At 72.6% G+C, this 17,654-nt stretch carries 15 protein-coding genes; 6 read left to right on the top strand and 9 right to left on the bottom strand.

Annotation, left to right across the window (positions count from 1 at the left end):
* Positions 1–14: 14 nt before the first annotated feature.
* The 8 genes from FDM97_RS11430 to FDM97_RS11395 form a co-directional block, all read right to left on the bottom strand.
* Positions 15–776 carry a class F sortase gene (locus tag FDM97_RS11430; protein WP_137990298.1) on the bottom strand — a complete coding sequence of 254 codons (762 nt, stop codon included), beginning with the start codon at positions 774–776 and terminating at the stop codon, positions 15–17.
* Positions 763–1,395: a hypothetical protein gene (locus FDM97_RS11425; RefSeq protein ID WP_137990297.1), complete on the bottom strand. Its 633-nt coding sequence runs from the start codon at positions 1,393–1,395 to the stop codon at positions 763–765. The genes FDM97_RS11430 and FDM97_RS11425 overlap by 14 nt, the downstream gene beginning before the upstream one ends.
* A gap of 204 nt (positions 1,396–1,599) precedes the next feature.
* A complete protein-coding gene (locus FDM97_RS11420) occupies positions 1,600–2,985 on the bottom strand; it encodes a CitMHS family transporter (protein ID WP_137990296.1) in 1,386 nt (461 codons plus the stop codon).
* A 133-nt stretch (positions 2,986–3,118) separates the two neighbouring features.
* Entirely contained in the window at positions 3,119–5,314 is a 2,196-nt protein-coding gene (locus FDM97_RS11415) for a molybdopterin-dependent oxidoreductase (protein ID WP_137990295.1), read from the bottom strand.
* A gap of 76 nt (positions 5,315–5,390) precedes the next feature.
* Complete coding sequence (locus FDM97_RS11410) at positions 5,391–6,098, bottom strand: TetR/AcrR family transcriptional regulator (protein WP_137990294.1); 708 nt, start codon at positions 6,096–6,098, stop codon at positions 5,391–5,393.
* A gap of 25 nt (positions 6,099–6,123) precedes the next feature.
* Entirely contained in the window at positions 6,124–7,401 is a 1,278-nt protein-coding gene (locus FDM97_RS11405; protein WP_137990293.1) for a hypothetical protein, read from the bottom strand.
* A complete protein-coding gene (locus FDM97_RS11400; RefSeq protein ID WP_137990292.1) occupies positions 7,398–8,207 on the bottom strand; it encodes a cupredoxin domain-containing protein in 810 nt (269 codons plus the stop codon). The genes FDM97_RS11405 and FDM97_RS11400 overlap by 4 nt, the downstream gene beginning before the upstream one ends.
* A 2-nt stretch (positions 8,208–8,209) precedes the next feature.
* Positions 8,210–10,273 carry a right-handed parallel beta-helix repeat-containing protein gene (locus tag FDM97_RS11395; RefSeq protein ID WP_137990291.1) on the bottom strand — a complete coding sequence of 688 codons (2,064 nt, stop codon included), beginning with the start codon at positions 10,271–10,273 and terminating at the stop codon, positions 8,210–8,212.
* 142 nt (positions 10,274–10,415) lie between these two features.
* On the opposite strand from FDM97_RS11395, the gene hmgA reads away from it, so the two are divergent.
* The 3 genes from hmgA to FDM97_RS11380 are packed head-to-tail and all read left to right on the top strand — an operon-like array spanning position 10,416 to position 13,788.
* On the top strand, positions 10,416–11,750 hold the full coding sequence (hmgA, locus tag FDM97_RS11390; RefSeq protein WP_137990290.1) for a homogentisate 1,2-dioxygenase: 1,335 nt from the start codon (positions 10,416–10,418) through the stop codon (positions 11,748–11,750).
* Positions 11,751–11,794: 44 nt separating this feature from the next.
* A complete protein-coding gene (locus tag FDM97_RS11385; protein WP_137990289.1) occupies positions 11,795–12,544 on the top strand; it encodes a GntR family transcriptional regulator in 750 nt (249 codons plus the stop codon).
* 14 nt (positions 12,545–12,558) lie between these two features.
* Positions 12,559–13,788: a type ISP restriction/modification enzyme gene (locus tag FDM97_RS11380; RefSeq protein WP_137994775.1), complete on the top strand. Its 1,230-nt coding sequence runs from the start codon at positions 12,559–12,561 to the stop codon at positions 13,786–13,788.
* Here the strand turns inward: FDM97_RS11380 and FDM97_RS11375 are convergent.
* The gene (locus FDM97_RS11375) at positions 13,785–14,513 is read right to left on the bottom strand and encodes a TetR/AcrR family transcriptional regulator (RefSeq protein WP_137990288.1); all 729 of its coding nucleotides are present in this window, start codon (positions 14,511–14,513) and stop codon (positions 13,785–13,787) included. The genes FDM97_RS11380 and FDM97_RS11375 overlap by 4 nt on opposite strands.
* A gap of 62 nt (positions 14,514–14,575) precedes the next feature.
* Between FDM97_RS11375 and FDM97_RS11370 the strand changes: the two genes are divergently transcribed.
* The 3 genes from FDM97_RS11370 to FDM97_RS11360 are packed head-to-tail and all read left to right on the top strand — an operon-like array spanning position 14,576 to position 17,532.
* Entirely contained in the window at positions 14,576–15,514 is a 939-nt protein-coding gene (locus tag FDM97_RS11370; protein WP_137990287.1) for an ATP-binding cassette domain-containing protein, read from the top strand.
* The gene (locus FDM97_RS11365) at positions 15,511–16,287 is read left to right on the top strand and encodes an ABC transporter permease (protein ID WP_137990286.1); all 777 of its coding nucleotides are present in this window, start codon (positions 15,511–15,513) and stop codon (positions 16,285–16,287) included. The genes FDM97_RS11370 and FDM97_RS11365 overlap by 4 nt, the downstream gene beginning before the upstream one ends.
* Positions 16,288–16,335: 48 nt before the next feature.
* Entirely contained in the window at positions 16,336–17,532 is a 1,197-nt protein-coding gene (locus tag FDM97_RS11360) for a CaiB/BaiF CoA transferase family protein (RefSeq protein ID WP_137990285.1), read from the top strand.
* Positions 17,533–17,654: the final 122 nt, after the last annotated feature.

Genomic DNA, 17,654 nt, shown 5'->3' with positions numbered 1-17,654 from the left:
GGGCGGCGGGCGCGTCAGATCTCGCGGTCGACGTCCGTGAGGTGGGCGAAGACGACGACGTTCGACGCGTACCCCTTCTTGGGGTCGAACGATCCGCCGCAGGTGAGCAGTCTCAGCTCCGGGCGTCCCGTGGAGCCGTACACCTCACCGTCGGGGAACTCCGCCTTCGTGTAGGTGCGGACCTTGTCGACCGTGAAGACGGCGACCCGGCCGTCGGCGCGGGCGACCCGGACGGTGTTGCCAGGGGCGAGCGAGTTGAGGTTGAGGAAGATGGCGGGCCCGGTACGGGTGTCGCGGTGGCCGACGACGATGGCCGTTCCGCGTTCGCCTGGGGCGGGGCCGCCCTCGTACCAGCCGACGATCCGGGGGTTGTCGACCGGCGGTGTGCCGAGCTGTCCGGACCCGTCGAGCCTCAGGTCCATCACCGGGGCCTCGATGGTGATCGCCGGGACTGCGATCCTGGTGGCGCGCGAGCGGGCCAGAGGCTCGGGCGGCGGCTTCGGCTTGGGCGGGGGCGTGGGCTTCGCCTTCGCCTTCGCCGGAGCCTCGGGCCTGGGCTGCGTCTTCGGCTTCTGGTCGGGGTGCTGCCCGGGTACGGCAGGGGCGGCGGCACCCGAGGCCGTGGCCGGGCCGGCGGCGACCGGTGGACCCGACGGTTCCCCGTCCTGGGCCCACCAGATGCCGCCGACGACCAGCGACAGGGTCACCACCACCGTCCGGGTGAGCCGGAGGAGGCGCCGCTGCCTGCGCGTGAAACGGGACCTACGCGGCGCCATCGGTGCGGCGGCGCGACCGACGGATGAGGATCAGGCCGGCCGTGCCCGCGAGGCCGGCGGCGAGGGCCGATCCGACGCCGAAGGCGGAGGAGTCGGTGCCCGTGGTGTCGGCACTGCCGCCACCACCCGCGCCGACCGGACCGTGCGGGGGCTTGTGGTGCGGAGGCTTGTGGTGCGGGGGCTTCGTGGAGCCGTTTCCGCCGTTGCCGTTCTCGCACTCGACCTTGAAGACCTTGCTCTTCTTGGCGCCCTGCTGGCCCATGAAGGTCCACTCGACCTTGTACATGCCGTCGGGGAGCGTCATGTCCGTGGTGTAGCCGTCACCCGAGGGGTCGAGGGTGATGTCGCCCTCCCGCACGAAGGGGCCGCTCCCCGGCTGGTTGAAGATCTCCCAGTGGACCTGCTGGAGACCGTCGAAGTTGAAGGCCGCGATGTGGAACTCGCAGACCTTGGGGTGGTTGCTCTGATCGGGCTCGACAGTGCCCTTCCTGTGGATCTTGATGTCGCCGTTGTCGCCGGGAGCCGCGAACGCTGCGGGGGCGCCGGCCAGGGCCACGCCACTCAGGGCGAGGGTCGCGACGGCGGTGGACAGCAGGGGACGGACAGCCAGAGCGGTCATGCGGGGGTTCCTCCAGTCGTGAAGACGTCGGACGGATAAACCGATAATCTGACTTTCCGTCACCGCATCACCACCGAGGGTGTCGCAACGCCGCACGGAATCCCGATGTCCCCCGGACGGCCCCAAGCCCCGGTCACGCGGCGTGACCGGGGCTTGGGGAGTTCGCGTGGGGAGTCCGCGTCAGGGTCCGCGTCAGGGTCCGCGTCAGATGATCCCGAAGAGCATTCCGGCCGCGAGAACCACCAGCGACGTCAGCGCCGCCCACTTGACCGTGAACCTGGTGTGGTCGCCGAACTCGACCTTCGCCATGCCGACGAGGACGTACACGGCCGGGACCAGCGGGCTCGACATGTGCAGGGCCTGGCCGACGAGCGAGGCGCGGGCGATCTCCAGAGGGGACACGCCATGGGCCGCGCCCGCCTCCGCCAGGACCGGCAGGACGCCGAAGTAGAAGCCGTCGTTCGACATGAAGTACGTGAGCGGGAGGCTGAGCAGACCGGTGACCAGCGCCATGTGCGGGCCCATGCCCTCGGGGATCGCTCCCACGAGCCAGTCGGCCATGTGCTTGACCATGCCGGTGCCGGTGAGGACACCGGTGAAGACGGCGGCGGCGAAGACCATGCCGGCGACGTTCAGGACGTTGTCCGCGTGGGCGGCGATCCGGGCCTTCTGGTCGGCCATCTTCGGGTAGTTGACGGTGAGCGCGAGCGCGGCGCCCAGCAGGAAGAGCACCGGGATCGGCAGCAGTTCGAGGATCATCGCGGCGAGCAGGGCGACGGTGAGACCGGCGTTGAACCAGTAGAGGCGGGGGCGCAGGGTCGGACGGTTCGGGTCGAGACCCTGGAAGCCCTCGCCCTCCGCGGGCTGCCCGGGCGCGTCGCCGGAGCCGCCGGACGCCTTCGGGGTGTCCGAACCGCCACCGGCCTTCACCAGGACGGTCTCGGTCTCCGGCTCCAGGATCTCGTCCAGGGAGAGGTAGCCGACGCGCTTGCGCTCGCGGAGGCCCAGGACGTACGCGAGGACGAAGACGAAGAGCAGGCCCACGCCGAGCGCCGGGATCATCGGGACGAAGATGTCGGCCGCGTCCAGCTTGAGCGCGGTCGCGGCGCGGGCGGTGGGGCCGCCCCAGGGCAGGGTGTTCATGACACCGTTGGCGGTGGCGGCGACACCGGTCATGACGACCAGGCTCATCCCGAGCCGCTTGTAGAGCGGGTACATCGCCGAGACGGTGATCATGAAGGTGGTGGAGCCGTCGCCGTCGAGCGAGACGATCGCGGCGAGCACCGCCGTACCGACGACCACCCGCAGAGGGTCGGCCTTGCAGAAGCGCAGGATGCCCCGGACGATCGGGTCGAAGAGGCCGACGTCGATCATCACGCCGAAGTAGACGATCGCGAACATCAGCATCGCCGCGGTGGGCGCGAGCTTGCCCACCCCTTCGAGGACGTAGTCGCCCAGCTGGGCGCCCTGTCCGACGAACACGCAGAACAGCGCCGGAATCAGCACGAGCGCCGCGATCGGCGACATCTTCCTCATCATGATCAGGACCAGGAAGGTCGCGATCATGACGAAGCCGAGGACGGTCAGCATGGAGGACACCTCACGTTCACCCTTGAACTGCCGCCGGAGCGGCGGTGGCGATGACGTTAAGCGCCCTGTTCAGCCGTTAACAAGATGTTGACGCGTGAGCAATACGAGCAAAAGACCCAGGTCAGAGCAGGGGTCACGGCAGGGGTGCCACGTCCACGGGGAAGCCGTTGAGCACGGCGGTGCCGGACAGCGGGTCCAGCCGCGTGCCGTCGAGGAGCTGGTTGACGTTGACGCCGGGGCGGGCCGCGGCGACCGCGAGGCGGGTGCCGGGACGGTCGTGGCCCCAGCCGTGCGGCAGGCTCACCACCCCGTTCCGTACGGCGTCGGTGATCTCCACCTCGACCTCCAGCTCGCCGCCCTCCGCCGCGATCCGGGCGGGCTTGCCGTCGGCGAGGCCGAGACGGTCGGCGTCGTCCGGGTGGACCTGGAGCGTGCATCGGTTCGAACCGCTGTTGAGGGACGGCGCGTTGTGCAGCCAGCTGTTGTTGGACCGCAGGTGGCGGCGGCCGACGAGCACAAGTGCGGCCGGGTCCGCGGACAGCGCGGCGCGCAGCCGGGGCAGATCGGCGGCGATCGGCGCGGGCAGCAGTTCGACGCGGCCGCTGCGGGTCTTGAGGAGCTGGGGGATGCGGGGCTTCAGCGGGCCGAGGTCGATGCCGTGGGGTGCCTGGCGGAGGTCTTCGAGGATGAGGTCGTACGGGCCGAGGCGCAGCATCATGTCGAGGCGCCGCTCGGCTCCTGTGCGGCCGGCGAGGAGGCGGGCCTGCTCCTTCGGATCGCCCCCGAAGAGGGGCGAGTGCTCCTGGGTGACGGCCTTGGCGAGCGTGGTGCTGATGGCGAGGTCGTCCACGGCCGAGGGCGGGGCGCCGTGCATCCCGGAGACGGCGAGGATCAGCCGGGCGTGGATCTCGCACTCGTCCATGCGTCCCTCTTCCAGAGGGACGGCGGCCGGGCTGAAGCGGGCCTGGTTGCGGACGGCGAAGCCGTTGAAGGCGAAGTCGAAGTGGGCGCTCTGGGAGGGCGGCGGCGGGGGCAGGACGACGTCGGCGTGGCGGGTGGTCTCGTTGAGGTACGGGTCGACGGCGACCATGAAGTCCAGTGCGTCCAGGGCGGCGTCGAGGCGCCTCCCGTCGGGCGCGGACAGGACGGGGTTGGCGGCGACGGTGATCACGGAACGGATGCGGCCCTCGCCCTCGGTCTCGATCTCCTCGGCGAGGGCGGCCATCGGGAACTCGCCCTTGGCCTCGGGGTGGCCGGAGACGCGGCTGCTCCAGCGGCCGAGCGCGAAGCCCTTCCCGGGTCCGGCCGGGCGGGGCGCGGGGGCGGTGGCGGAGAGCGGGAAGAGCGCGCCGCCGGGGCGGTCGAGGTTGCCGGTGAGGACGTTGAGGACGTCGACGAGCCAGTTGGCGAGGGTGCCGTACGCGACGGTGGAGCTGCCCATCCGGCCGTAGACGGCGGCGGAGGGGGCGGCGGCGAGTTCGCGGGCGACGGTACGGATGGTGGCGGCGTTCAGGTCACAGGAGGCGGCGACGGCCTCGGGCGTGAACTCCCGTACGGCTTCCCGTACTTCCTCCACGCCCTCGACGTGCTCGGCGAGGGTGCCGAGGTCGGTGAGGTCCTCCTCGAAGAGGGTGTGGACGAGCGCGGCGAGGAGGAGGGCGTCGGTGCCGGGGCGGATGGCGACATGGCGGTCGGCGAGCCTGGCCGTACGGGTGCGGCGCGGGTCGATGACGGTGAGGGTGCCGCCCCGCTTGCGGAGCGCCTTGAGCTTGCCGGGGAAGTCGGGGGCGGTGCAGAGACTTCCGTTGGAGTCCAGGGGGTTGGCGCCGAGGATCAGCAGATGCGCGGTGCGGTCCAGGTCGGGCACGGGGATGGCGAAGGGGTCACCGAAGAGCAGCCCGCTGGAGACGTGCTTGGGCATCTGGTCGAGCGTGGAGGCGGTGAACAGGTTCCGCGTGCCCAGGGCACCGATCAGCAGGGGCGGGTAGAGGGCGCCGGCCATGGTGTGGACGTTGGGGTTGCCGAGGACGATACCCACCGCGTTCGGCCCGTACTCCTCGACCAGTGGCCGGATCCGGGCGGCGATGGTGTCGAACGCCTCCTCCCAGGTGGCCTCCTGGAGGGCTCCGTCCTTGCGGACCAGAGGTCCGGTGAGCCGGTCGGGGTCGGCGTCGACCTCGCCGAAGGAGGCCCCCTTGGGGCAGATGAAGCCCTGGCTGAAGACATCGTCGCGGTCCCCGCGGGCTCCGGTGACCCGGGTGCCCTCGATGGTCAGGGTGAGCCCGCAGGTGGCTTCGCAGAGCGGGCAGATGCGCAGGGCGGTGGACATGGCGGACTCCCTGGGGCGGCGACGGTGGCACGCGGGCAACAGCGAGCATACCGACCGGTAGGCACGCTGGGGAGGGTCATGTCAGCGAGGGTGCCAGGTAGGCGTAGAGGATCTCGCGGGTCTCCGCGATGAGCGCGGGGTCCCCGGACGGATCCGTGCGGAAGGCGAGCCGGAGCAGCGCGTCGGCGGTTTCGACGCCGACCAGCACCTTGCGGCGCAGGGCGTCGTCGGCGACGCGGCCGAGATGGGTGGCGAGGAGCTCGCAGAGGCGGTCGGCGACGAGGTGGTTGGCGTAGACACCGGAGCCGTCACCGGATCCGCCACCGGACTCTTCGCCGAACCCTGTGCGGGACTTCGCGCCGGACTTCGCGCCGGACGACTCGCCCGTGGCGGGCGCGGGGACGCCGAAGTCGACGAGCGCGAAGCCGGGGACGGTGCGCTTCATGGCGATGTACTCGTCCAGGACGCTGTCGATCGTGCCGTACGCGTCGACCTGCCCGGCCGCGGCGAGGCGGGCGGCGATCCGCTCGGCGTAGCGGTCGAGGTTGCGGTGGGCGAGGGCGTCGGCCATGGCGCGCTTGTTGCCGAAGAAGCGGTAGACGGAGCCGATGGGCACGCCCGCGCGGACGGCGACGGCGCGGGTGCTCAGCTGCTCGTAGCCGGCTTCCTCGAGGAGTTCGGCGCAGGCGTCGAGGATCCGGGCGAGGCGCTCGGCGCTGCGCTGCTGGACGGGGGTGCGGCGGAGGGGACGGCGGGGCGAGGGAGGCTGGGGCACGGGGTCCATGATGCCGCTCCGTTCCTGGTCCGGGTCAGGCGATGAGCAGGCCGATGCCGCCGAGGGTGTACGCGATCATCAGCGCGAACAGCGGGAGTTGGCCGGCCACGGCCCGAGCCGGCGGGAAGAGGCGCACGGAGCGGTCGTGCGCGGCGACGACGCCGAGGACGTGGCCGGTGACGATCGCGGCGACCTGGAGGGTGGCGAGGCCGCCGGGGGCCAGGGGCGGGGCGGGCGCGAGGGCGTTGTCAGTGCCCGCTGCCATCATGACGGTACGTGGTCCTTCGGTGACGAAGAGTGTGAAGTAGTGGGCGACGGCGTAGCCGAGGGCGATCGGAAGGAGGGAGTGCGCGAAGGACGTGAGGGGGTGGGTGAGGGCGCGGGACATGAGGCGCAGGGTGCCTGCGCACAGGCCGTAGAGGGCGGCGACGAGGGCGACGGCGGCGAGCAGTCCGAGGGTCGCGGTGAGGGTCGGGCCGAGAGGGGAGGTCTGGAGGGTGGTGATCCAGCGCGGGTTGTCGGAGACGCCGTCGTACGCGGTGGAGCCGAGCAGGACGCAGACGGTGGCGAGGAGACCGGGGGTCTGCGGGGTGGAGTCGAGGCCGTTGAAGGGCGAGCGCAGGACGAGGCGGCCGTCGGCGCGGCGGCCGAGCGGGGAGAGCCGGGCGAGGAGGGAGGAGTAGACCTCGAAGGGGTCGGCGTGGGCGAACCAGCGGTCGCCGTGGCGGGCGGCGCCCAGGAGTTGGACGGCCGTGTGGACGGCGAGGAACGACAGGAGGGTGGTGGTGGACGCGGGGTCGGGGGCGGCGAGTTCGAGCCAGGCGAAGAGGAGGAGCCCCGCGGCCGCGGGCCGGATGCCGAGGCCTGCGGGCAGCGGCCGGGGGTCGCGGGGAGCGGGAAGGAGGGCGTGGAGGGTGCGCAGGGGGTTGAGGAGGCGCCAGACGGGGCCGAGGAGGAGGGAGGCGGGGACGATCCCGACCCAGAGCAGGACGTAGACGGCTCCGGGCGCGGGGTTGCGGTCGGGGTCGTCGGGCCCGAGGAGGAGGTGGAGCAGGACGGTGACGGCGGCGGCGGCGCCGGTCAGCCGCAGGGCGGTGCGGGTGGCCGGGGCGTCGGCGAGGCGCTGGACGGCCGCGGGCAGGGGGCGGCCGGCCCGGTCGCCGCGGAAGCGGGAGGAGGACCAGAGGAGGCCCAGGGCGAGGAAGGAGACGAAGAGCGCGGCGAACGCGCCCGCGTAGGCGTAGAAGGGCGAGAGCGGGAGGTCGTGCTGGGAGCCGACGCCGTGGGCGAGGAGGTGCGCGGGAGCGGTCACCGGACGACGAGTTGGGTCAGCACGAGTCCGGACTCGTGGGTCTCGACCTCGAAGAGTCCGGTGCGGTCGGCGGTGAGGGTGAGGGAGGCGGGTCTGCCGGGGAGGAGGGGGAGTTCGCGGTCGTAGCCGTGGACGTGGAGGGTGTCGGCGCGGTCGCTGGTGACCCGGAGGGTGAGGCGCTCGCCCTTCTTCACCTCGACGCGGGAGGGGGGTGGTTGTACGGAGGTTCCGGTGACGGTGATCTCGACGGTCCGGCCGGGCTCGGGGCTGGGCGCGGCCGGGGTGGAGGCTGTCGTGGGCGTGCCGGGGGCGGCGGGGGTGGTGGGCGTCAGGGCGGCGGTCGCCTCGACCGGCCGGCCCGCGACCGCCCAGGCGGTGTGGTCGTCCGCGTGGAGGCGGACGGTCACGGTGCGGGCGCCGGGCGGGACGTGGTGCCAGGGGCCGTAGGCCCGCGCGGTCTCCTTGCCGTCGACGAGGAGCCGGGCGTACCCCCGGCCCGGGATCGCCGCGCCGCCGACGCTCTCCGGGGTGAAGCGGAACCTCTCCACGGCGAGGTGGATGTTCCAGCCGCCTTCGGTGTCGGGCCGCGCCTCGACCCGTACGGCGGGCGCGCCCTCGGCCGGCACCTCCCGCAGCCGGTGCCCGGCCTCGTCCTTCGCCGCGAGCAGGGTGCCACTGGCGCCGGTGGCCTCCTGGTGGCTGGTGCCCGGCTTGTGATGGGTGGTGGGCCGCCCGCCGCAGCCGGCGGCGCTCAGGGCGACGGCGAGGACGACCCCGGCGAGGGCCGCCGCCCTGGTGAGTCGCACCCTCACGACGCCGCCATGTCGTTCGCCTCGCGCGCGGGCGTGGCCTCGGCGGTCGGGTGTCCGGGAGCGCGGCGGCCCGCCGCGACCACCGCCCACAGGACCCACACCACCGCGAGGAGACCGCGCAGCCAGGCGGGGCTCAGGGGGATCCAGGGGATCATCAGGACCGCCTTGTCGAAGGCGTCGAGGAGGGTGAGGGCGCCGAGGGCGAGGGTGGTCCAGGCGAAGGCGGGGCGGGTGGGGCGGAGGGCCAGGCCCAGGGCCGTCCACCAGGCACCGATCAGGAGCAGCGCCAGGGCGGGAACGGGGCCGGAGGCCAGGCCCAGGGTGGAGCCGGCCACGTCCAGGGCCAGGCCGGCGAGGCCCACGAGGGTCGCGGCGCCCGCGAGCCGGCTGCCGCGGAGCCTGCGCCACCACAGGGCGCCGCCCACGAGGGCGAGGACGACCGCGAACGCCAGCGCGAGCTGGGTCTCGACGCGCTGGATCCCCCGCGCCCCGTACCAGTCGCACCCGGCCGGCAGCCGCCGCGCCTGGACGCTGTAGTCGGCGCAGACCAGCAGATGGGCGAGCTTGGCCGGCTCGCCGACGAGCCGGTCGGTGTCCCCGGAGACCTCGCCCCGGCGGGTCCCGCACGTGGGCAGGGCGCCCGGGGTCGAGGGCCCGGCGTCGGCCTGCCAGCAGTTGCCGCCGCCCTGGCCGTCCCACCACACGTCCGTACGGTTGGGTCGGGAAGCGCCCGCCTTGTCGACGCCCAGGTGGTTGCCGGCGTAGCGGTTGTGGTGGGAGGTGTCGGTCTGCTTGCCCCAGGCCGACTCGCCCCGGATGAAGGCGGGGACGGCGCTGAGGAAGAAGGCCGCGCGCTGGTGTCCGTACACCCAGTTGTCCTCGTAGAGGTTCCAGTTGCCGCCCGCGGTGATGATGCCGGTGCCGGGCGGCATGGAGATCTGCGGGCAGACGACGCCCTGCTCGTAGCCCCGCTCGACGGGCGGCTTGGCGCAGGTGCCGTCGGCGACGTACCGGTAGTAGTTCTCGTTGTTGTCGTGGATGAGGTTCCGCTCGAGGCGGGCGTGGTTCTGCGGGAGTCCGGGGTGGCCGGGGAAGGCGGAGTCCATGGAGGCGCCGCCCATGTTGTGGTCGAACTCGTTGTCGTGGACCCACACCGAGTCCCCGGCCGTGCCGGAGTAGCCGACCATGTTGTGGTGGCTGCGGCAGCCGGTGATCTCGATGGAGTAGCGCGGGACGTCGTAGCCGCGACCGTCGTTGATGTCGGAGGCCGAGCCGGGGTAGATGCCGGAGTCCCCGTTGCCGTACGACTCGCAGTTCTTGTAGAGGCCGTGGTCGGAGGCGAAGGTGAGGAAGCCGTACTCGTCGTTCCACCGGGTCAGCACGTTGTCGATGACGAAGCCGTCGGCCGCGAGGACGTACAGCGAGTTGAAGGTGGTGCGCTGGGCGGTGAAGTTGCGGAAGTAGATCCCGTCGGACCCGTCGGCCCGGATCGCGTTGAGCTTGGTGTACTTGGCGTCGAAGACGACGTCGAGGCGTGAGGCGCCGGTGCCCTCGATCTGGAGGTTCTTCTTGCCGAGGATCGCGACCATGTTCTGGTTGTGCGGGCACTGCTTCTGCTGCTCGTACGACAGGATCTGGTAGCCGAGCCCCGACATCGGCGCCTTCAGGGACGCGCAGGCGCCGGTCGGCGCGGGCAGCGAGGGCTCCTCCTCGTACAGGCCGGGCAGCACGGCGATGGTCATCCCCGGCCGGTCGACGGCGTCGACGGCCTGTTGGAGATGGCGGAATCCCGAGCGCGCGCAGCGCTCGAAGAGCGCCAGGTTCCGGGCCTTCACCTCGGCCGGGAAGCCGGCGACTCGGCGGGTGAAATCGGCCCGGTCGGTCTTGCAGACCAGGAGATCGGGCTTCCCGGTGCGCAGCGCCGGCACGCTGCCGGAGCCGTCGGGGAAGGTGACGGGCCGTTCCTCGTGGGCCTGGGCCCCGGGGGCGGTGACAAGGGCGGCGGCGAGCGCCGCGAGAACGACCGAGAGCGCGACAAGGAGCCTGCGGGTCCACGACATGCGCGTGAGAGTAGAGCAATGTTCATCTTTTGGAACCCCCCGTGCACGCATCTCGTCGAATCGAGACCCGTTGACGCGAGCGGTCGCGGAATCCTACGGTCATCCATAGGATTCCCTTGCGGGCTCAGGACAGGAGCGGGCGATGACCACGGAACAGGCCACGGAACTGGCGCGGAAGACAGCCGAGGCGCTGACGTACAGCACCGGATTCGGCAATGAGCACAGCTCGGAGGCGGTCCCCGGCGCGCTGCCGCACGGTCGCAACTCGCCGCAGCGCGCCCCGCTCGGCCTGTACGCCGAGCAGCTGAGCGGCAGCGCGTTCACCGAGCCGCGCGCCCACAACCGCCGCTCGTGGCTGTACCGGATCCGCCCCTCGGCGGCCCACCCGCCGTTCACCCGGATCGACAACGGCGCCATGCGGTCCGCACCGTTCACCGAGACGGTTCCCGACCCGAACCGGCTGCGCTGGAACCCGCTGCCCGACCCGGCTCCGGGCACGGACTGGCTCGCCGGCATGTGGACGCTCGGCGGCAACGGTGACACCGCCCAGCGCACCGGCATGGCCGTGCACCTCTACCACGCCAACGCCTCCATGGACCGGGTCTTCAGCGACGCCGACGGCGAGCTGCTGATCGTCCCCGAGCGCGGCGGCCTGCTGCTCCGTACCGAGCTGGGCCTGCTCGCCGCCCGCCCCGGCGAGGTCGCGCTGATCCCCCGCGGGGTCCGCTTCCGCGTCGAACTGCTCGACGAGAGCGCCCGCGGGTACGTCTGCGAGAACTACGGGGCGCCCTTCCAGCTCCCCGACCTCGGCCCGATCGGCGCCAACGGACTGGCCAACGCCCGTGACTTCCGCGCGCCCGTCGCCGCCTACGAGGACGTCGAGGGCCCGGTCGAGGTCGTCAACAAGTACTGCGGCAACCTCTGGTCCGCGACCTACGGCCACTCCCCGCTCGACGTGGTCGCCTGGCACGGCAACCACACCCCGTACGTCTACGACCTGCACCGTTTCAATGTCATCGGGACGATCTCGTACGACCACCCGGACCCGTCGATCTTCACGGTGCTCACCTCGCCGACCGACACCCCCGGTCTCGCGAGCGTCGACTTCGTGGTCTTCGCCCCGCGCTGGCTGGTCGGCGAGGACACGTTCCGGCCGCCGTACTTCCACCGCAACGTGATGAGCGAGTACATGGGCCTCATCGAGGGCGCGTACGACGCGAAGACCGCTGGAGAAGGGGGCTTCGTCCCGGGCGGCGGCTCGCTGCACAACATGATGTCCGCGCACGGCCCGGACCGCGAGACGTTCGACAAGGCCAGCGCCGCCGAGCTCAGGCCGCAGAAGATCGACGACGGTCTCGCCTTCATGTTCGAGACCCGCTGGCCGGTCACGGCCACCGGCCAGGCCGCGAACGCCGACCATCTGCAGAGTGGCTACGACGACGTATGGCAGGGTCTTGAGCGCCACTTCCGGCCGTAAACGCGTCCGGTCGTAGATCTCGTAGTCGTCGTACGGAGAACGCCGTGACCGCCTTCGCTCCCGACTCGCTGATCCTGAACCGCAAGCTTCCGCTCTGGTATCAGGTCTCGCAGTCGTTGCGCGCCTCCATACTGGGCCGCACGCCCGACGCCTCGCTGCGGCTGCCCACCGAGGAGCAGCTCGCCGCGCACTACGGCGTGAGCGTGCTGACCATGCGCCAGGCCCTCAAGGAGCTGGAGGAGGAGGGCCTGATCAGCAGGCACCGGCGGCGCGGCACGTTCATCGAGCCGGGCGCCCGGCGCTCCACCCCGCGCCGGCTGCTCGGCTCGATCGACGCGATCGTGGCCCAGCAGTCCGGCGAGCGGACCACCGTGCTCGGCCACGGCGTCGAGCCGGTGCCGGGCGAGCTCGCCGAGTTCTTCCCCGATGTGACGGAGGTCGTCGCGTACAGGCGGCTGCGGCGCGACGGGGAGAGCGGCGAGCCCACGAACTGGGCGCAGAACGCGGTACGTCCGGAGATCGCGGCCGGTCTCGACCCGGCCGACCTGGAGCGCTGGCCGATGACGAAGGTGCTGCGGGACGTGATGGGGGTCCGGATCAGCCGCATCACGGACACCGTCGAGGCCCGGCTCGCGGACCCCGAGACGGCGGCGCTGCTCCAGGTCCCGCTGCTCTCGCCGATCCTGCACTACACGGGCGTCACCTACGACGAGGACGGGCGTGTGGTGGACGTGGCCCGGATCCGCTACCGGGGCGACCGTTTCTCCTTCACGGTGACGGTGGAGGCGCACTGAGTGGCGTGTCTAGCATGCGGGGCGTGACCGAAGACGTACAGACGGACGAGGCGCCCCTCCTCGACGAGCTGATGCCGTGGTCCGTCGCGCCGATGCGGCTCGGCCGGTCCTGGATCGTGGCGCCCGACGTCCGCACGCTGCGCGAGCGCTGGAACCGGCTGGTCGCGGCGGACGCGGCCGAGCGCGAGGCGCTGTTCCGGCCGAGCCGGGCACGGACGCCGTCGAGTTCCGTGGCCGCGCTGCCCGGGCAGCGCACCGGCACCGTCCGCCTCGCCCGTGAGACAGGGCCGTGCCCGGAGCCGGTCAGGCTCGCGCACGGCCCGTTCGACGAGCAGTGGCTGCTGCCCGACCACCGGCTCATCGACATCGCCCGCCCGGAGCTGTGGCGCGTCGCCGACGAGCGACAGCTCTTCGCCGTCGAGCAGGGGTACGTGCCGGGTGCCGCCGATCCCACAGGTCCCACCGGTCCGGCGCTCCTGGTGACCGCCGCGCTGCCCGACGGCCGCTCCCCCGCGGGCCGCCCCGGCCGGATCCGTCCGCTCTTCCGCCGCCCCGGCGGCGAGGAGCCGAACCTCGCTCCCGGCCTGCTGCCGCTGCTGGGCGAACGGTACGGAGGCCGGGTCGCCCCGGAGGACGTACTGGCCTGGGCCCTGGCGGCCGGCCGCCCCTCCCCCGCCGGCTGCCGCGTCCCGCTCCCCGCGGACCCCGCCGTCTGGGCCGCGGGGGTGGAGCTGGGCCGGCGGCTGACGGAGATCCAGCTGCGGGGCGCCCGCGGTGGCGAGCGGCCGCGGTTGCCCGGTGGCCGGCGCCCCTATGTCCGCGCGGCGATCCCGGCCCGCCCCGCGTCGCTCTCGTACGAGCCCGGGGAGGAGACCCTGAGCCTCGGCGAGGGCAGGATCTCCCCCGTACCCGCGGAGGCGTGGGAGTTCCACGTCGGGGGCGTACGGATGCTCGAGCAGTGGTTCGCGCACCGGACCGCGCCAGCCGAGCCCGGCAGTCTGGAGGCGATCGGGCCCGCGGTCTGGCCGCAGGAGTGGACCTCCGAACTCCTGGAGCTGATCACGGTCCTGGCTCTCCTCGGCCGGCTCGCGCCGCGGCGCGCGGCGCTCGCGGCGGGCCCGCTGCTGACGCCGGGGGCGCTGCGCGAGGCCGGGGTGCTGCCCGTACCGGACGCGGCCCGCCGCCCCGCCTCCGTACTGGACCATCAGGAGGAGGGCCCGGAGGGCCAGTTCGCGCTGCTCTAGGACGGCCCCCGCCCCGGGGCGAAGGAGTCGAGCACCCTCCCCAACGTCCGGTCGAAGATCTCTTCGGGGGCGAGGTGTTCGACTCCGGCCGCACCGAACACCGCGGCGAGCCTGGGGTAGTCGCCGCCCGCGAGTCGCCCCATCAGATAGGCCGCGCGCACGGCCTGCTCCTGCTCCTCGGACCAGGGCAGTCCGCGGGCGCGCTCGGCGAGGGCGAGTTCGTTGGCGACGATCGTCATCACGGTGCCGTTGACCGTCGCGATCAGCTCCATCTTGGTGCCGCCCGGCAGGTCGAGGCCGTCGAGGCAGGCCAGACACCCTTCCAGGAAGCGCAGGGCGTTGGGTCCGAAGGCGTACCCGGTCGTCATCAGCCTGATCACCCAGGGGTGGCGGTGCAAGATGCCCCGGGCCTGGCGGGCCACGGTGAGCATGTCCGCGCGCCAGTCGCCGCTCGGAGGCTCGGGGAGCTCGTACTCGCCGCTGATGGCGTCGACCATCAGCTCGTACAGGTCCTCCTTGCGCGGCACGTAGTTGTAGAGCGACATCGTGCCGCAGCCGATGTCGGCGGCGATCCGGCGCATGGAGACCGCGTCGAGGCCGTCGGCGTCGGCGATGCGCACCGCGGCGGCCACGATGTCCGCCCTGCTGTACGCCGGTTTCGGGCCACGGCCCGCGCGCTCGGGGCGCGCCCAGATCACTTCCGGTTCGGCCGCTCGGCCCGTCATTGATCATCACCTCCCCACCATCCTAGTTACGTACAGCGTACGTAGTGGGGTATGGTCGGGCCATGACTACTACGTACGCTGTACTTAGTGAAGGTCTGCAGAAGCGGTACGGGGAGGTCCACGCCCTGCGCGGGCTCGATCTGGCCGTCCCCGAGGGCACCGTGTGCGGCGTTCTGGGGCCCAACGGCGCGGGCAAGACCACCGCCGTCCGGGTCCTCACCACGCTGGTCGCCCCGGACGCGGGCAGCGCGACGATCGCCGGTCACGACGTCGTACGCGACCCGGCGGGGGTACGGAGGCGGATCGCGGTCACCGGGCAGTACGCCTCGGTGGACGGGGATCTCACCGGCGCCGAGAATCTGCGGCTCTTCGCCAGGCTGCTGCGCGCCCCGCGTGCCCGCGCCGACGAGCTCCTGGAGCAGTTCGGCCTCACGGAGGCGGCCGGGCGGCCCGCGCGGACCTATTCGGGCGGCATGCGCCGCCGGCTCGATCTGGCCGCGAGCCTGCTCGTGCCGCCGCGGGTCCTCTTCCTCGACGAGCCGACGACCGGGCTCGACCCGCACAGCCGGAACGAAATCTGGGACGCCGTACGGGGGTTGGCGTCCCAGGGCACGACCGTGCTGCTGACCACGCAGTATCTGGAGGAGGCCGACCAGCTCGCCGACGACATCGTGCTGATCGACGAGGGTCGGGCCGCACACCGCGGCACTCCGGCCGAGCTCAAGGCGCTGATCGGCAGTCGGGCGGAGGTGGTCGTCGCCGACCCTTCGCTGCTCGACGCCGCCGCGGCCGTGCTCGACCAGCTCACCGGCTCCGCGCCCACGCTGGACGCCGAGCGGCGCACGGTCGGCGCGGTGACCACGGACACCACGCTCACCCTCCCCCGGATCGTCCGCGAGATCGACGCGGCCGGGGTCCACATCGTCGACGCGTCCCTGCGTCCGCCCACCCTCGACGAGGTGTTCCTGCGCCTCACGGACCGGAAGGAGCTCGCGGCATGAGCGCGCTCGTGCACGACGGGACCGCTGTGCTCGGGCGGCACCTCCAGCGGATTCGGCACGCCCCGGCGATCGTCGTGATGACGCAGACGATGCCGATCGTCTTCCTGCTCTTCTTCGGATACGTCTTCGGCAGCGCGCTCGCCATGCCCGGCGCCGCGTACCGGGCCTATCTGGTGCCAGGTCTGCTGGTGGCGACGGCGGCGGGCGGGCTGATGACGGGGATGTTCCAGGCGGCCCAGGACTCGCACCGGGGCGTGATGGACCGCTTCCGGACCATGCCGGTGAGCAGGGCGGCCGTGCCGCTGGGGCAGGCGCTCGCGGACCTGGTGACCAGCGCGGTCGGCCTGATCCCGATGATCCTGGTCGGGCTCGCCATGGGCTGGCGGATCGAGGGCACATGGCTGGAAGCGCTCGGCGCGTTCGGGCTGCTGCTGCTCTTCCGCTTCGCGACGACCTGGGTGGGCATCCTGCTGGGTCTCGCCTCGCAGAGCGAGGAGGCGGCCGGCCAGCTGGGCAGCGCCACGTTCATGCTGCCGCTGCTCTCCAACGCGTACATCCCGACCGAGAACATGGCTCCCTGGCTGCGGACGGTCGCCGAGTGGAACCCGATCTCGGCGGTCACGACAGCGGTACGGGAGCTCTTCGGCAACGCGGCCGTCCCGGCGGACGCGGCCTGGCCGGTGGCGCATCCGGTGGCCGGCGCGCTGCTCTGGTCGCTGGCGCTGATCGCTCTCTGCGCGCCGCTCGCGGTGCGGCGCTACGCCCGCGGGTGACGAGGGCGACGGTGACAAGGGCCCTGCCCACGGGGTAGGGAGGGCGTCATGAGCACTCAGCCACTCCCCCTGGAGGGGATCACGGTCGTCGCGGTCGAACAGGCCGTCGCCGCCCCCTTCGCCACGCGCCAGCTCGCCGATCTGGGCGCCCGCGTCGTCAAGATCGAGCGGCCGGACGGCGGGGACTTCGCCCGGGGCTACGACACGGCGGCGCGGGGCCTGGCCTCGCACTTCGTGTGGTGCAACCGCGGCAAGGAGTCGGTGGCCGTCGACCTGAAGGACGTACGGGGGCTCGACCTGGTCCGCCGGCTCGTGGCCGGCGCCGACGTCTTCGTACAGAACCTGGCGCAGGGCGCGGCGGCCCGGCTCGGCCTGGACGCGGCCACGCTCTGCGCCGCGCATCCGCGGCTGATCGCGGTCGACATCTCGGGATACGGGCCGGGCGGGCCGTACGCGCACAAGCGGGCCTACGACATGCTCGTGCAGTGCGAGGCGGGTCTGGTGTCGGTGACCGGGACCGAGGAGCAGCCGGTCAAGTCGGGGATTCCGGCGGCCGACATCGCGGCGGGGATGTACGCGTACTCGGGCGTCCTCGCCGCGCTGGTGCGGCGCGGGACGACCGGGCGGGGCGGGCCGGTGGAGGTGTCCCTGCTCGACTCGCTCGCCGAATGGATGGGGCATCCGCTGCACCACGTGATGCATGGGGGCACGGCCCCGGCGCGCACGGGCCTGGCCCACGCCGTCATCGCGCCGTACGACGCCTATCCGACGGCCGACGGGAGCCTGGTGCTGCTGTCCGTCCAGAACGACCGCGAGTGGCGCCGGCTCGCCGAACTGGTCCTGGAGCGAACGGATCTGACGGACGATCCGGCCTTTGCCACGAACACGGCCCGGGTGGCCGGACGCGCGAAGACGGACGCGGTGGTCGCCGAGGCGCTGGCCCCGCTGACGGCGACGGAGGCGCTGGCGCGGCTGGACGCGGCGGGGGTCGCGTGCGCCCGTCTGAACACGGTCGCGGACCTGGCGGAGCATCCGCAGCTGACGGCGCGCGACCGGTGGCGGGAGGTGGGGTCGCCGGTGGGGTCGCTGCGGAGCCTGCTGCCTCCGGTCACGTTCCCGGACGGACCCGAACCCCGGATGGGCCGCATCCCGGCGTTGGGGGAGGACACGGATGCGGTACTGGGCGAGCTCGGGGTGCGGCCGGCGGAGCTGGAGGCGCTACGGGTGGACGGTGTCGTGGCGTGACAGCCTCGGGGCGGGCGGGGTGGGCACGCGCCGTCGTTCGGGGTGGCCCATCCGTTCCGCCTGGGGGCACCCCCGGACGGAGTCTGGGGGAAGAACGGATGCCCACTACCCCGAAGGAAGGC

Source organism: Streptomyces vilmorinianum (assembly GCF_005517195.1).
GTDB lineage: Bacteria > Actinomycetota > Actinomycetes > Streptomycetales > Streptomycetaceae > Streptomyces > Streptomyces vilmorinianum.
This window is presented reverse-complemented; position numbering and strand designations above follow the sequence as displayed.